The organism is Corynebacterium sp. KPL1814 (assembly GCF_000478175.1).
Classification (GTDB): Bacteria; Actinomycetota; Actinomycetes; order Mycobacteriales; family Mycobacteriaceae; genus Corynebacterium.
In genome coordinates, this window is sequence record NZ_KI515774.1 from 37,304 (window position 1) to 51,947 (window position 14,644).

The 14,644-nt window shown below is 62.1% G+C and carries 16 protein-coding genes and 1 tRNA gene; 13 read left to right on the forward strand and 4 right to left on the reverse strand.

Going from position 1 to position 14,644, the window contains the following annotated elements; genetic code table 11:
• Window positions 1-11: 11 nt before the first annotated feature.
• Entirely contained in the window at window positions 12-1,340 is a 1,329-nt protein-coding gene (locus HMPREF1257_RS00180; RefSeq protein ID WP_023023710.1) for a nicotinate phosphoribosyltransferase, read from the reverse strand.
• Between the two features lie 117 nt (window positions 1,341-1,457).
• Between HMPREF1257_RS00180 and clpS the strand changes: the two genes are divergently transcribed.
• The 8 genes from clpS to rdgB all read left to right on the forward strand — a co-directional run bounded on the left by clpS (window position 1,458) and on the right by rdgB (window position 6,839).
• Window positions 1,458-1,784 (forward strand): ATP-dependent Clp protease adapter ClpS, encoded by a 327-nt coding sequence (gene clpS, locus HMPREF1257_RS00185; protein ID WP_005277757.1) that lies wholly within the window; start codon window positions 1,458-1,460, stop codon window positions 1,782-1,784.
• 4 nt (window positions 1,785-1,788) lie between these two features.
• Window positions 1,789-2,325, forward strand: coding sequence for a DUF2017 domain-containing protein (locus HMPREF1257_RS00190; RefSeq protein ID WP_034659029.1), 537 nt, complete (start codon window positions 1,789-1,791; stop codon window positions 2,323-2,325).
• Window positions 2,325-3,239: a P1 family peptidase gene (locus tag HMPREF1257_RS00195; RefSeq protein ID WP_023023707.1), complete on the forward strand. Its 915-nt coding sequence runs from the start codon at window positions 2,325-2,327 to the stop codon at window positions 3,237-3,239. The genes HMPREF1257_RS00190 and HMPREF1257_RS00195 overlap by 1 nt, the downstream gene beginning before the upstream one ends.
• A 13-nt stretch (window positions 3,240-3,252) precedes the next feature.
• On the forward strand, window positions 3,253-3,885 hold the full coding sequence (locus HMPREF1257_RS00200; RefSeq protein ID WP_023023705.1) for a rhomboid family intramembrane serine protease: 633 nt from the start codon (window positions 3,253-3,255) through the stop codon (window positions 3,883-3,885).
• Complete coding sequence (gene murI / locus HMPREF1257_RS00205) at window positions 3,885-4,664, forward strand: glutamate racemase (protein ID WP_023023703.1); 780 nt, start codon at window positions 3,885-3,887, stop codon at window positions 4,662-4,664. The genes HMPREF1257_RS00200 and murI overlap by 1 nt, the downstream gene beginning before the upstream one ends.
• A 73-nt stretch (window positions 4,665-4,737) precedes the next feature.
• A complete protein-coding gene (locus HMPREF1257_RS00210) occupies window positions 4,738-5,499 on the forward strand; it encodes an MBL fold metallo-hydrolase (protein WP_023023701.1) in 762 nt (253 codons plus the stop codon).
• A 15-nt stretch (window positions 5,500-5,514) separates the two neighbouring features.
• On the forward strand, window positions 5,515-6,243 hold the full coding sequence (gene rph / locus HMPREF1257_RS00215; RefSeq protein ID WP_023023699.1) for a ribonuclease PH: 729 nt from the start codon (window positions 5,515-5,517) through the stop codon (window positions 6,241-6,243).
• Entirely contained in the window at window positions 6,237-6,839 is a 603-nt protein-coding gene (gene rdgB / locus HMPREF1257_RS00220; protein ID WP_023023697.1) for an RdgB/HAM1 family non-canonical purine NTP pyrophosphatase, read from the forward strand. The genes rph and rdgB overlap by 7 nt, the downstream gene beginning before the upstream one ends.
• Here rdgB and HMPREF1257_RS00225 read toward each other — a convergent pair whose 3' ends face one another.
• Both HMPREF1257_RS00225 and HMPREF1257_RS00230 read right to left on the reverse strand, forming a co-directional pair.
• Entirely contained in the window at window positions 6,840-7,190 is a 351-nt protein-coding gene (locus tag HMPREF1257_RS00225; protein WP_023023696.1) for a DUF3817 domain-containing protein, read from the reverse strand.
• Window positions 7,191-7,193: 3 nt separating this feature from the next.
• On the reverse strand, window positions 7,194-7,706 hold the full coding sequence (locus HMPREF1257_RS00230; RefSeq protein WP_023023694.1) for a hypothetical protein: 513 nt from the start codon (window positions 7,704-7,706) through the stop codon (window positions 7,194-7,196).
• A gap of 96 nt (window positions 7,707-7,802) precedes the next feature.
• On the opposite strand from HMPREF1257_RS00230, the gene HMPREF1257_RS00235 reads away from it, so the two are divergent.
• A tRNA-Leu gene (locus tag HMPREF1257_RS00235) sits at window positions 7,803-7,884 on the forward strand.
• 52 nt (window positions 7,885-7,936) lie between these two features.
• Here the strand turns inward: HMPREF1257_RS00235 and HMPREF1257_RS00240 are convergent.
• Entirely contained in the window at window positions 7,937-9,844 is a 1,908-nt protein-coding gene (locus tag HMPREF1257_RS00240; protein ID WP_023023693.1) for a solute carrier family 23 protein, read from the reverse strand.
• Window positions 9,845-10,155: 311 nt separating this feature from the next.
• Here HMPREF1257_RS00240 and pflB point away from each other — a divergent pair, with 311 nt between their 5' ends.
• Genes pflB through HMPREF1257_RS00260 form a run of 4 tightly spaced genes read left to right on the forward strand, consistent with a single transcriptional unit; the run spans window position 10,156 to window position 14,640 of the window.
• On the forward strand, window positions 10,156-12,243 hold the full coding sequence (gene pflB, locus HMPREF1257_RS00245) for a formate C-acetyltransferase (RefSeq protein WP_005277782.1): 2,088 nt from the start codon (window positions 10,156-10,158) through the stop codon (window positions 12,241-12,243).
• Window positions 12,244-12,266: 23 nt separating this feature from the next.
• The gene (gene grcA2, locus HMPREF1257_RS12590) at window positions 12,267-12,518 is read left to right on the forward strand and encodes an autonomous glycyl radical cofactor GrcA2 (protein ID WP_005284503.1); all 252 of its coding nucleotides are present in this window, start codon (window positions 12,267-12,269) and stop codon (window positions 12,516-12,518) included.
• 2 nt (window positions 12,519-12,520) lie between these two features.
• Complete coding sequence (gene pflA, locus HMPREF1257_RS00255; protein ID WP_005277788.1) at window positions 12,521-13,390, forward strand: pyruvate formate-lyase-activating protein; 870 nt, start codon at window positions 12,521-12,523, stop codon at window positions 13,388-13,390.
• Between the two features lie 11 nt (window positions 13,391-13,401).
• Window positions 13,402-14,640, forward strand: a complete 1,239-nt coding sequence (locus HMPREF1257_RS00260; protein WP_034659031.1) for an alpha/beta fold hydrolase — start codon at window positions 13,402-13,404, stop codon at window positions 14,638-14,640.
• Window positions 14,641-14,644 lie beyond the last annotated feature (4 nt).

Consider the following 14,644-nt stretch of genomic DNA (forward strand, 5'->3'; position numbering starts at 1 on the left):
AGTCTAGCGACCTACTCCTTAAAGCCCACCATTCGCGTGGGCACGGCGGCGTCATCGCGCGAAAGCGCAAGTCCCTCCCACGGCAGGGTCTTGCGGGCCTCGTCCAAGTAGGTGCGGGAGGCCTCTAAATCCGGCAGGTCCTCTACGATATGCCCATCGCGCATCAAAGGAATGGTCAACTCGCGGGTGGTGAGCTGGCCCGTATCCGGCGCGTCTGCGGCAAAGGGGTAGACGACTTCTTCTACCGCCACGCCGGAAGACCGGTAGGTGCGCAGCGCGCGCTTGGCCCCGCCCACCGATTGCTTGGACGACGAGCGCTTGGCCACCGGCACGCCGTCAACCTCGACGACCTTGTAGACCATGCCCGCAGTCGGGGCACCAGAGCCGGTGACCACGGAGGTGCCCACGCCGTAGACATCGACGGGATCGCCGCGCAGACCCGCAATGGCAAACTCGTCCAAATCGGAGGAAACAACGATATTGGTATTGTGATTGCCCAGCTCATCGAGCTGCTTGCGCACGCGCCGGGTCACCGCACCAAGGTCGCCGGAATCGATGCGCACCCCGCCAAGCTCCGGGCCACCGACCTTGACGGCGGTCTCGACGCCCTTGGTGATGTCGTACGTATCCACCAGCAAGGTGGTATCGATGCCCAGGGTATCGATTTGCGCGCGGAAGGCCGCCTCCTCATTGCTCGTGCCATCCGGGTTCGTGTGCGCCAAGGTCCAGGCGTGGGCGGCGGTGCCAGATACCGGGATGCCGTAGCGGAAGCCGGCCTCCAGATTGGAGGTGGCGGTAAAACCGGCGAGGTAGGCAGCGCGGGCGGCGGTTACGGCCGCGTACTCGTGGGTGCGGCGGCTGCCCATCTCCAAAATGGGGCGGCCATCGGCGGCGGTGACCATGCGGGATGCGGCAGAGGCGACGGCGGAATCGGCATTCAAGATAGACAGCACGATGGTTTCGAGCACCACGCACTCACCAAAGGTGCCGCGCACCGTCAAGATAGGAGAGTTGGGAAAATACAGCTCGCCCTCGCGGTAGCCATCGATCTGCCCGGAAAAGCGCCAGTCGCGCAGGTATTGTCGGGTATCTTCATCCAGGAAATCCATCTGTTCCAGCTGCTCGGGGGAGAAGCGGAAGTCCTCTACCGCGCGCAACACGCGGTCGGTGCCGGCGACGACACCGTAGCGACGCTCATTGGGCAGGCGGCGGGAAAAGACCTCGCAGGTCACGTTGCGGTGGGCGGTGCCATCGCGAAGCGCAGCCTGCAGCATGGTGAGCTCGTATTTATCCGTGAGCAAAGCGGTGGAGCGATCGATAGAGCGTGCTATGTCATTCATGAGCCTGATACTACTCACAGGTTAAGAAGCTTTCAGCATACCCGGGCCACCACCCTGGTGAGCTGCGGGGAGACCCAATGCCCAAAATGCCAGCGAAAAATGATTAGGCTATAAGGCATGAAGCCGCAACACCCCGAAGTCCGTATGAGCTCTCCCATGGCCACGCCCGACTTGGATGAAGGAATCGAAGTTGATGTGGCCGCGAGCGAGAACCTGCCGTGGATGTGCATCGTCTGGGACGATCCCGTCAACCTGATGAGCTACGTGTCCTACGTATTCCAAACCGTTTTGGGCTACGACAAAAAGCGGGCCAACGAGCTGATGATGCAGGTCCACACAGAAGGCAAGGCCGCCGTGTCCAGCGGCGAGAAGGACAAGGTTGAGGCGGACGTAAAAAAGCTCCAGATCGCGGGTCTGTGGGCGACGATGCAACAGGCAGGGTAGATAGATGCAACCGTGGAAAAAGAAGAAATCGCTCATGCGCGGGCCCAAAATCACGGCGGTATTCGAGCCCATGGAGCGCGAGGTCATCGGCAACCTCACCGCCACTGTCTCTGAAGCAATCATCGGTCGCGCCCAGTCCGCGCCAAAGGACGAACTCGCGGAAATGCTAGACATGCCCACCGGCCATACCGAAGCCCCAGAGGATCCCTCCCTGGCGCGGTTGTTCCCGGACTTCCAGAAACCCGGTGATGAAGAATACGACGGCGATTCCTCCCTTTTGCGCTCGCTGCACGAAAATGACATCGCGCGGGCGAAGCTGCAGAACCTGCAGGTCATCGGCAATGCGCTCGGTCCCACCGGCGGGGTAGAGGTCTCCATTTCGGAGCAGGAAGCCCAGGCCTTCGTGGCGGGGCTCAATGACCTGCGCTTATACGTCGCGGCTGGGGATGCGACCGACGAAAACCTCATGACGGACCGCGATACCTTGGTGGAATGGCTGGCCTATTGCCAGGATTCCTTGCTGCAGGTGTTGATGGATTAATGATCGACGGAATTAGCATCGGACATTTTTCCGGCGAAGATACCGGCGCCACCGTGCTGTACTGCGGGCCGAAGGGCGCGCTAGCCAGCGTGGATGTGCGCGGCGGCGGGCCCGGCACGCGCGAGACCGATCTCTTGCAGCCGCACAATACCGTTGAACGCGTCCACGCCATCGTGCTCGCGGGCGGGTCCGCCTTCGGCTTGGCGGCCGCAGACGGCGTCATGCGCGAATTGGAAGCGCACGGGGTAGGCTTCCCCGTCTTTGGGGAGGACAAGCCCGGCCCGCGCGTGCCCATCGTGCCTGCGGCGGTTATTTTCGATCTGCTGGCGGGACCCTCCCGCCCTGGGCCGGAAGACGGCGCGGCGGCGCTGCGGGCGGCCATGGCCGGCCACGACGAGACGGTTGGCACGGTCGGCGCGGGCGTCGGCGCCACAGCGGGCAAGCTGCGCGGCGGCTTCGGCTTAGCCACCCGCAAGGTGGGAAACTACGAGGTCAGTGCCGCGATGGTGGCCAATCCGGTGGGCGAGGTCATCGACCCGCACACAGGCCGCCTCTACGGCGCGCCGGGCCGCACGCCGGTCAATGCGGAGACCTACCGCGACCTGCCGCACCCTGCAGCGAAGCTGAATACGACGATTGGCGCTGTGCTTACCGATGCCCCCGTCACTACCGCCCAAGCCCAACGCCTCGCCATGACGGCGCACGACGGCATTGCACGCGCCGTTCGCCCCGCGCATTCGCCGCTGGACGGCGATACCATTTTCGCCTTGTCCACAGCGCAGGAACCGGGTGAGGTGGATATGGTCCAGCTGTGCGCTGCGGCGGCCGACGTGGTGGAAGAGGCCATCGTCACCGCGGTCACCGCCGCATGCCCTGGCCTGGGGCTTCGCGCGTATCACGAATTGCTCGGCTAAGATATTGCCCATTATGACTATGGGTGGAACTTCGCGTAATCAGCCGGTGCCAACTAGCACGACCAATCGCGGCCGCGGCCGCGTTAGCACCGGCCTATCCTTGGCCCTGGGGTTCCTCGCGGTGGAGTGGTCGGTTCACCTGATTAACGCCGTCGTCTTCGGCGGCGGGCTGTCCAATTACGGCATCCGCCCGCTCGACGTGGATGGCCTGTGGGGCATTATCACGGCGCCGCTGCTGCACGGCAGCCTGGAGCACTTGATGTCCAACTCGTTGCCGGGCGCCCTGTTTTGCTTCCTGATCGGCTTGTCTGGGCGCCGGGTGTGGTGGGAGGTCACCTTGATCACCACCGTGGTGGCGGGCCTTGGCACGTGGATTTTGGGTGGGGCCGGTACCTCGCACATCGGCGCGTCCGGGCTGGTTTATGGCTGGCTGGCCTATCTCGTGGTGCGCGGCGTCTTCAATCGCTCCCTGCTGCAAATCATTTTGGGCATCATCCTGGGCTTTTCCTATTCCGGGCTGATTTGGGGCGTGCTGCCCGTCGCGGAGGGCATTAGCTGGCAAGGCCACCTCTTCGGTGCTCTGGGCGGCGTATTGTCCGGCATGTTCATCACTTCCGATGATCCGGCAAAGGCAGGGAGGAAATAATGCCTAACGCATCGTCTCCCATCGGCATCTTTGACTCGGGCGTCGGCGGGCTGACCGTGGCCCGCGCGGTGATGGAGCAGCTGCCGCAAGAATCCGTTATCTATATGGGCGATACCGCGCACGGGCCCTACGGGCCGCGGCCCATCTCGCAGGTGCGCGCTTTTTCCCAGGACATCGCCGATAAGCTGGTAGAACGCGGCTGCAAGATGCTGGTCATCGCCTGCAATACCGCCACCGCGGCGTTCCTGCACGATGCCCGCGAGCGCTACGATATCCCCATCGTAGAGGTCATCCACCCGGCCGTGCGCCGTGCCATGTCCACCACGCGCAATGGCAAAATTGGCGTCATCGGCACCGAGGGCACCATCAAATCCGGTGCATACCAGGACCTTTTCGCAGTCAACCCCAATGTTGAGGCGGTAGCCGCAGCCTGCCCGGACTTCGTGCCCTTTGTCGAGCGCGGGATTACCGCGGGCCGCCAGATCCTCGGCGTCGCCGAGGGCTACCTCGCGCCCCTGCAGGCGCAGGGAGTGGACACCTTGGTGCTGGGGTGCACGCACTACCCGCTGCTTACCGGCATCATCCAGCTCGCCATGGGCGAAAATGTTTCCCTGGTGACCTCCTCAGAGGAGACCACGAAGGACGTCATGCGCCTGCTCACGGAAATGGACATGCTCGCCCCGGAGGGCAATCAACCGGTCCATTCCTTCGAATCCACCGGCGATCCTGAGGTCTTCGCCCAGCTGGCCACGCGCTTTTTGGGTCCACAGATCGGCTAAGACGGGCGAAATTCCTCCCCCTTTTTGCGCGCGGTACCAGCATTTGGGCCGGATTCATGGAACTATTGGTTCCATGAAGCTGACCATCCTAGGCTGCTCCGGTAGCGTACCCACCGCAGACAATCCTGCCTCCGGCTATGTCGTGTCCTTCGACAATGCACCGTCCATCATCCTGGATATGGGATCGGGCACGCTGGGCCAGTTAGCTAAACTGCAGGATCCGTGCGATGCCCACGTGGCCTTTAGCCACCTGCACGCGGATCACTGCGCGGATTTTCCCTCCCTCATGGTGTGGCGCCGCTTCCATCCCATCACCCCGGCCGCCTCGCGCAACTTCTGCTTCGGCCCGTCTGCCACGCCGACGCACTTGGGCCGCCTGTCCTCGGACGAAGTAGATGGGATCGACGACATGTCCGATACCTTGGCGTTTAGCCCGTGGGTGGCGGGGGAGCGCCAGCTTGTCGATGACGTCTTTATCACCCCCTTTCCCGTCAATCACCCGGTAGAGGCCTATGCGCTGCGAATCGAGCACGCGAAAACCGGCAAGATCATCACCTATTCCGGCGATACGTCCTATACGCCCGCGCTTGTCGATGCCGCCCGCAGCGCCGATCTCTTCCTCTGCGAGGCCACCTGGGGTGCTTCCTCCGAGGGCATGGCCCCCGGCATGCACATGTCGGGCGCGGAAGCGGGGCGCGCGGCGCGGGAGGCGGGCGTTCGCACGCTGGTGCTCATCCACATCCAGCCCTGGGGCGATGCGGAGGCCACCGTGGCTGCGGCGCGGGAGGAATTCGACGGCGAGATCGTTCTAGGTACTGCGGGCATGCAGTTCTAAGTTACGCTGGAGGGCATGACTGAATTAACTCGTGCCGATGGGCGCGCGCTCGACGAAATGCGCAGCGTCCGCATTACCCGCAATTTCACCACCAACCCGGCTGGATCCGTCTTGGTGGAATTTGGCAATACCCGCGTGATGTGCACCGCCTCCGTCGAACTCGGGGTGCCGCGTTTCAAGCGCGATTCCGGAGAGGGTTGGCTGACCGCCGAGTACGCCATGCTGCCGTCCGCCACCCACGACCGCATGCCGCGCGAGTCCATGCGCGGCAAGGTCAAGGGCCGCACCCACGAGATTTCCCGCCTGGTCGGCCGCTCCCTGCGCGCCGCCGTGGACCTGGAGCAGCTGGGAGAAAACACCATCCAGCTCGACTGCGACGTGCTGCAGGCCGATGGCGGCACCCGCACCGCCTCCATCACCGGCGCCTATGTCGCGCTTGCCGATGCCATCACCCACCTCAAGTCCGAAGGCGTTGTCCCCGGCGAGCCGCTGCTCGATCCCATCGCCGCGGTTTCCGTGGGCATCATCGACGGCGAAATCTGCCTGGATTTGCCCTATGAGGAAGATTCCCGCGCCGAGGTGGATCTTAACGTGGTGATGCAGGAATCCGGCGACTTCGTAGAAATCCAGGGCACCGGTGAGCACGGCCTCTTCGGCCGTGAGCAGCTCAACGGCATGCTGGATGTGGCCCAGAAGGGCTGCAGCGAGCTCATCGCGGCGCAGAAAGCGGCGCTGGGATGGTAATCCTCGTCGCCTCCGGCAATCCGAAGAAGCTGGCCGAGCTCGATCGTATCTTGTCCGAGGCGGGCATCGAGGGCGTGGAACTGCGCCTGCTTTCCGAGGTCGAACCCTACCCAGAGCCCGTCGAAGACGGCCGCACCTTTGCCGATAACGCGCTCATCAAGGCCCGCGCCGGGGCCGCCGCCACGGGCCTGGTGACTATCGCGGATGATTCCGGGCTGGCCATCGAGGAGCTCAACGGCATGCCCGGCGTGCTCTCGGCTCGCTGGTCCGGCGAACATGGCAATGACCAGGCCAATAATGACCTGGTCTTGGCGCAGATGGCGGATGTTCCAGACAAACGGCGCGCCGCCGCCTTCGTTTCCGTGTGCGCTCTGGTGACCCCCGAAGGCACCGAGCGCGTGGCCGAGGGCCGCTGGGAAGGCAAGCTGCTGCGCGAGCCGCGCGGCGCTAATGGTTTTGGCTACGACCCACTCTTTCAACCAGAAGGCGAGTCGCGTTCTGCGGCGGAAATGTCGGCTGCGGATAAGAACGCGGTCTCGCACCGCGGCCGCGCCCTTTCCCAGCTGGTCCCGCTTATCTCGGAGCTGGCTGGCTAATTATGCGTTGAGCTGGAATTGCTCCTCGATTTCCTTGCGGCGCTTGTGCTCCATCCAGAAGGACAGGAAGGGCACCACGCCGGCGAGCGCGGTGGTAATCAGCTTGCTCGCTGGCCACAGCGCGCGCGGGCCCAGAATCAGGATGGAGAGCAGGTAGGTCATGTACGCGATGCCGTGCACGATGGCGATATAGGTCGCCCATTCCGGAATCTCCGCGCCTAAGACATACTGGAAGAACATGCGGATGACCAGGATGATCAGGAAGATACCGGTCACCGTGGCCGCGATGGAAAAGAACTTCAGCGGGCCGCGGATGCGCGCCTTGCGGTCTGGGTGTACCTGGTTTGTCATGATTTACTTTCTCCTTTTATCTGTTGGGCCTTCGTCGCGTCCCTCTGCGGGGGAACCGCGGCGGCGCCGAGGCTGATTCAACGCATTAAACTCTTCCACATTCAACTGCGGGCGCTGCGGCAAGAAATCCTCATCGATGGCGGTTTTCTCCGCCGAGCTAGCTGTCGCGCCCCTCACTTCAGGACCATCGGGTGAACCAATTTCTCCGTCGGCGGTTTCGCTGACATTTTCAGTGGCGTTTTCTGAGGACTCCAACGAATCCATCTCGCGGACTTCGTTCTCTGCGGCGAGGCGCTCATTTTCATAGCGCAGGGTCGTGCGATACGCATAGACCACGAACACCGCAAAAAGAGGCCACTGAAAGGCGTAGCCCAAGTTTTGAAAGGTGCCCGAGCCGGAGCGGAAGCGCGTCCACTGCCAATAGGCGAGGAAGAGGAAAAGCACCACGAAAAATATGACGAGGGCGATGTGCCACCACCGCACCTTCACGCGCCGTTTCTTCTGATCCTCGTGCATACTCACTTCACCCAGCCTACCTATCTACCGCCGCAATACGGAATGCCCCTGGTTTCTCGTTTATCCGCGCGCCGTGTACACTATTCAACGTTGCTCGCGCCCGTGGCGGAATTGGCAGACGCGCTAGATTTAGGTTCTAGTGTCTTATGACGTGTGAGTTCAAGTCTCACCGGGCGCACAAGAAAAGCACCGCAGTACTTGCTTGAAGAACTGCGGTGCTTTTGCGGATCCTAATCTACCTCGGTGAACTTGCGGTCCCAGGAGGAGCGGACGGGGTTGGCATCGGCAAGCAGGATATCGAAGCGGTCATTGGCGATCTCGACGATTTCGCTGAGAGCAATGCGGTATTCCTGCGCATCGGAATTGGCCAGGCGCCGCACGCCGGCATCGATGACGCGGTCCACCGTGTCATTGGTATCGAGGTACGCAACGAACGGCATGCCAAAGCGCTCGCGGTAGGCGGCAGATAGCTCGGTAATGCGCTCGGTTTGCACGTCATCGAGTTCGCTGAGTCCCAGCGAGCCGCGGTCAGCGGAAATATTCGCCGCCTCATCGGCCGAGGCCAAAAGCAGCTCGTCCATCGCGGGGTAGTCGTGGATGAGCGCATCGCGGCGTTCAGCATCCGCGGTCAGCACGGCAACCTGGATGGCGGCGCGCAGCTCGTTGACATCGCTAAACGGCCGGGACTGCCAGGCTAGCTCGAGCGGCCAGGTTTCATTATTAAAGAGCGGGCGCAGCGCGGCGGTGAACTCCTCGCGCGAGGCCTCGTTCAGCTCGTTGAGGCTCACGCCCTTGCCATCGGCGCGCGAGACCTGCGCGCTCGCGCTGCTGGTGTGGAAGAACAACAAGTTGAGCAATATGGCGGTAATCGCGCCGATGGACATGCCAGAAGAAACGAAGGTCTGCGCCCACTCCGGGAAGGCACTGGCTACCTCCGGTTTGAAGGTCACCAGCATGGCCAGGCCCAGGGCGGAGGTGACGATGACGGAGTTGCGGCCATCGCTGAGATCCGATTTTGCGATGGTCTGCAGGCCCACCCACGCCACGTTGGCAAAAAGTGCTAGCGATGCGCCGCCGAGCACCGGCGACGGAATCGCGGCAACGACCGCGCCGGCCTTCGGCAAAAGGCCCAGCACAATCATGAACCCCGCAGCCGCCACGGCCACCCAGCGCGATTTCACATTGGTCAAGCGCACCAGGCCCACGTTTTGCGCAAAGCAGGTATAGGGGAAGGAATTCATCACGCCGCCTACCAGGGTGGAGACACCATCGGCGCGGATGGCGCGCACCACGTCATCGCGGCGGATGCGCTTTTTGACGATTTCACCGGTGGCAAACACATCGCCGGTCGTTTCCACCATGGTGATGATCATGACGATAATCAGCGAGAAGATCGCCACGAGGTCGAATTGCGGCATGCCGAAATAAAACGGCGTGGTAATGCCGAGGGCGGGGGAGGAGGAGACTTCGCTAAAGGAGGCATCGCCAAGCGCGAGCGCCACGCCCGTGCCCAACACCAAGCCGATGAGCACCGCCAACGTGCCCACGAAGCCGGAGGAAAAACGCTGCACCAAAATGATGACCGCGAGCGTGCCAAAGCCGTAGAGCAAATCGCGCGTGGCCGGCACACCCTCGGCGTAATTGACAAAGTCATTGGCAGATACCGCCAGCAGCGAGGTACCCATCACCAGCAGCACCGAACCGGTAACCACCGGCGGGAAGAAGCGCAGCACCTTGCCAAAGACCGGCGCGGCGAAGAAAGTAAAAAGGCCCGCGACGATGATGGCGCCGTAAATCGTGGGCAGCGAAGCCACCCCGCCCTCGCCATCGGTGGCACCCAGGCCAATCGCGATGATGGGCGACACCGCCGTCGTGGTCACGCCCTGCACGATGGGCAGGCGCACGCCAATATGCTTGCCGATGCCCATCGACTGAATAATCGTCGCAATACCGCAGGTTAAAAGGTCGGCATTGATGAGGTGGATGGTCGTTTCCGCATCCAGGTTCAACGAGCTGGCGATTAGCAGCGGGACGATGACCGCCCCGGCATAAAACGCGAGGACGTGCTGCAGCCCAAGGGCGGCGAGTTTCGGCGCGGGGGGAACGATGTCTACGGGGTGCTTGGGCTGGGACGCCACGAAGTCCTCCTTGTTACGGAAGCGAAGCTGACCGCCTTAACAGTAGAGGTACACGCAGGTCGGCGCCAAAGTGTACGTGAGCAAAGCCACGATCGGGGCTAGATTGCCCCCGAACAAAAACGTACGGGAGGTTTATATAAATCGGGCTACCAGCAAAGTATGATGACCGGTTTATAACTGGTGCTCACAGCGATGTTTATGGTTGTTAATTTCGCGAATCGGGCCGACAATGGAGAGGTGACGGGGCTTGATGCTGCGGGAAGAAAAAGGCGGCATGTGCCCCGGGAAATTTGACCCAGAAGAAGGGAATTATGACTACCGCAACTAAGCCCCAGCAGTATCAAGGGTGGGAAGGTTTTGCGCCCGGCCCTTGGACCGAGGGCATCAACGTCCGCGATTTCATCCAGCGCAACTACACGCCTTATGACGGCGATTCCAGCTTCCTCGCTGGCCCCACCGATAAGACGCTGCGCGTGTGGGACACCCTGGAAAAGGACTACCTGTCAGTCGAGCGCGAAAAGCGCATTTACGATGTCGATACGCACACCCCGACCGATATCGATGCCTTCCCGGCCGGCTACATCTCAGAAGACGATGACGTCATCGTCGGCCTACAAACCGATACGCCGCTTAAGCGCGCGATGATGCCGTTCGGTGGCTGGCGCATGGTGAAGCAGGCCATCGGCGAGGCGGGCAAAGAGGTAGACCCCGAGGTGGAGAAGATCTTCACCCGCTACCGCAAGACCCACAATGATGCGGTCTTCGATATCTACACCCCGCGCATCCGCGCCGCCCGTTCATCACACATCATCACCGGCCTGCCCGATGCCTATGGCCGCGGCCGCATCATCGGCGACTACCGCCGCGTGGCGCTGTACGGCGTGGACTTCCTCATCCAAGAAAAGATTGAGGCCCGCGATGCCATTGCCGATGCCGGCTTTTCCGAGCACTGGGCCCGCTACCGCGAGGAGCACTCCGAGCAGATCAAGGCCCTGAAGAAGCTCAAGGCGATGGCCGAGTCCTACGGTTTTGACATCTCCGAGCCGGCGCGCACCGCACACGAGGCCGTGCAGTGGACCTACTTTGGCTACCTCGCCTCCATCAAGTCCCAGGACGGCGCCGCCATGTCTATCGGCCGCCTGTCCGCGTTCTTCGACTGCTACTTCGAACGCGACTTGGCCGCTGGCATCATCACCGAGGAGCAGGCACAGGAAATCATCGACGCGCTCGTGCTGAAGCTGCGCATCGTCCGCTTCCTGCGCACCATCGACTATGACCAGATTTTCTCCGGCGACCCGTACTGGGCCACCTGGTCCGATGCTGGCTTCGGCAGCGATGGCCGCCACATGGTCACCAAGACTTCCTTCCGCCTCCTGCAGACCCTGATCAACCTGGGGCCATCACCGGAGCCGAATATCACCATTTTCTGGGATCCGGAGCTGCCCGCAGGCTACAAGGAATTCTGCGCACACATCTCCATTGAAACCTCCTCCATCCAGTACGAGTCTGATCGCCAGATTCGCGATGAGTGGGGCGATGACGCGGCGATTGCCTGCTGCGTGTCCCCGATGGAAGTGGGCAAGCAGATGCAGTTCTTCGGCGCCCGCGTCAATGCCGCCAAGGCCCTGCTCTATGCCATGAACGGCGGCCGGGATGAGGTCTCCGGCAAGCAAATCGTTGAAGGCTACGAGCCGATTCAAGGCGATGGCCCGTTGGACTTCGACGAGGTCTGGCAAAAGTACGAGGAGATGCTGGACTGGGTGGTTGGCACCTACGTCGAGGCGCTAAACATCATCCACTACTCGCACGATAAGTACGCCTACGAGGCCGTGGAAATGGCGCTGCATGATTCCAATATCATCCGCTCCATGGGCTGCGGCATCGCGGGACTTTCCATCGTCGCCGATTCGCTATCCGCCATCAAGTACGCCAAGGTCACCCCGGTCCGGGATGAGACCGGCCTGATTACGGATTACATCACCGAAGGCGAATTCCCGTTCTACGGCAACGACGATGACCGCGCCGATGACATCGCTGCCACCATCGTGCACACCGTGATGGAAAAAATTAAGGCCATCCCGATGTACCGCAATGCCATCCCCACCCAGTCCGTGCTGACCATTACCTCCAACGTGGTCTACGGCAAGGCAACAGGTTCCTTCCCGTCAGGCCACAAGGCCGGCACTCCCTTCTCCCCGGGTGCTAACCCCGAAAACGGTGCGGATAACCACGGCATGGTCGCCTCCATGCTGTCGGTGGGCAAGCTGGATTACAAGGATGCCCTGGACGGCATCTCGCTGACCAATACCATCACCCCGTCCGGATTGGGCCGCACCCCAGAAGAGCGCATCACCAACCTAGTCGGCGTGCTGGATGCCGGCTTCATCATGGAACAATAAGAATCACGACAAGGAGAACCATCATGGCAACCCCAACCTATGCAGAACGCCTTTCAGACATGAAGGCCAGCCGCGACGAACACAAGATGAACTCTGGCCTGTACCACGCCAACATCAACGTGCTGGACAAGTCCACGCTGGAAGATGCCGTTGAGCACCCAGAGAAGTACCCGAACCTCACCGTTCGCGTCTCTGGCTACGCGGTCAACTTCGTCAAGCTCACAAAGGAGCAGCAGCTTGACGTCATTTCCCGCACCTTCCACCAGGGTTCATAATCATGGCTGATGGCATTACTGGTGTGGTCACCCTGTCGCCGGAATCCGGCGAGCGCGTTCGCGGTGTTGCCGCGGGCCTGGGAACCGACCACGAACTCGATGAGATTACCCGCCCCGAGCTCATGGAGGCGCGCCGCACCGGCGATATCGCCCTCGTGCACTCTTGGGAGCTGGTAACCGCCGTCGACGGCCCGGGCACCCGCATGACCATGTTCATGTCCGGCTGCCCCCTGCGCTGCCAGTATTGCCATAACCCGGACACCATGGAGATGAAGACCGGCACCTTGGAGCGGGTAGACGATGTGGTCAAACGCATCAAGCGCTATAAGCCCATCTTCCAAGCTTCCGGTGGCGGCCTAACCATCTCCGGTGGTGAGCCCCTCTTCCAGATTGCCTTTACCCGCCGCGTCCTCAAGGAAGTCCACGACGCTGGCATCCACACCACTATCGATACCTCTGGGTTCTTGGGCTCGCGCCTGCGCGATGAGGATCTAGACAATATCGACCTGGTGCTGCTGGACGTGAAGTCGGGCGATGAGGAAACCTATCAGCGCGTAACGAGGCGCCAGCTGCAGCCCACGCTCGATTTTGGCGACCGCCTCAACGCGATAGGCAAGCCGGTGTGGATTCGCTTCGTCGTCGTGCCGGGCCTGACGGATTCGGCCGAGAACGTCGAAAACGTCGCCTCCATTGTGGCGCGGTGGAAGTCCAATGTGGAGCGCGTCGAGGTCTTGCCCTTCCACAATATGGGCAAGGACAAGTGGGAGGGGCTCGATATGACCTACCACTTGGCAGATACCAAGCCGCCGAAACCGGAGGACGTGGAAAAAGTCCGCGACGTTTTCCGCGCAAAGGGCCTGGAGGTCTACTAACCTGGGTGGGCATGACTCACTACCGCCGCTTCGGCCACGATATTATTGAACACACCCTGGAAGTCCCGTGGGATTATGACAATCCGCGCGGGACTTTTGCTCTCTATGCCCGTGAAATCATCCCGCCAGGAGGCGAGGACCTGCCGGCGTTGCTGTACCTACAGGGAGGCCCGGGGTTTCCGGCGCCGCGGCCGGTCAAGCCGACGGGGCTTATCGGCAAGGCGCTCGAGCGCTACCGCGTCATCCTCCTCGACCAGCGCGGCACGGGGCGTTCGCACCGCATCGATAGGCTGAGCCCCGCAGAAGAGCGCAGCGCCGAACACCTGGCCTTGCTGCGCCAAGACGATATCGTGCGCGATGCCGAGCGCCTGCGCGAGCACCTGGGGCTTGAGACTTGGTCCCTGTTCGGCCAGTCCTTTGGCGGCTTTTGCATCACCGCGTACCTATCCCAAGCTCCAGAGTCGGTCAAGCACGCGTTTTTCACCGGCGGTATCCCCACGCTGCAGGGCGCGGATCACCTCTACCGCGCGACCTTTAGCAAGCTCAAGGCCCGCCAGGAGCGCTTCTACCGCGAATTCCCCTGGGTGCAGCGCCGCATCGAGGAAATCATCGCGCACCTCGATAATTCCAACGAGCGCCTGCACACCGGCGAGCGGCTGTCCTCGCTGCGTTTTCGCACCATTGGCACCGATTTGGGGCGGGGCACCGGCTTCGACGGCCTGGCCTACCTCCTGGAAGAGCCCTTCCGCACCGTGCGGGGAGAGAAGGTGCTGCGGGATGATTTCCTGTGGGGTATCGGCGAGCGCGTGAGCTTTGCGGAGGCCCCGCTTTATGCGGCGATCCACGAGTCCATTTATGCCGGCAGCGGCGGGCAGGCGGCGACGCAGTGGTCGGCACACCGCGTGCGGGAGGAGTTCCCGGAGTTTGCCGAGTCCGGCACCTGGCTGACCGGCGAGCATATTTTCCCGTGGCAGTTCGACGAGGACCCGGCGCTGCAAGCATTCAAGGAGGGTGCGCACGGCTTGGCGGAGCGGGAATTTACTGCGCCTTATGCGCTTGCCGATGCCCCCACCACCGCCGCCGCCATCTACCTCGACGATATCTTCGTTCCCCTGGAAGAATCCCTGGCCACCGCCGCGCACTTGGGCGATCTGCGGCCGTGGGTGACGAATGAGTACCAGCACAATGGCATCGGCGAGAACGGTGCGGAGGTGATGGGCAAGCTCTTTGCACTTATCGATGACCACTAGCGAA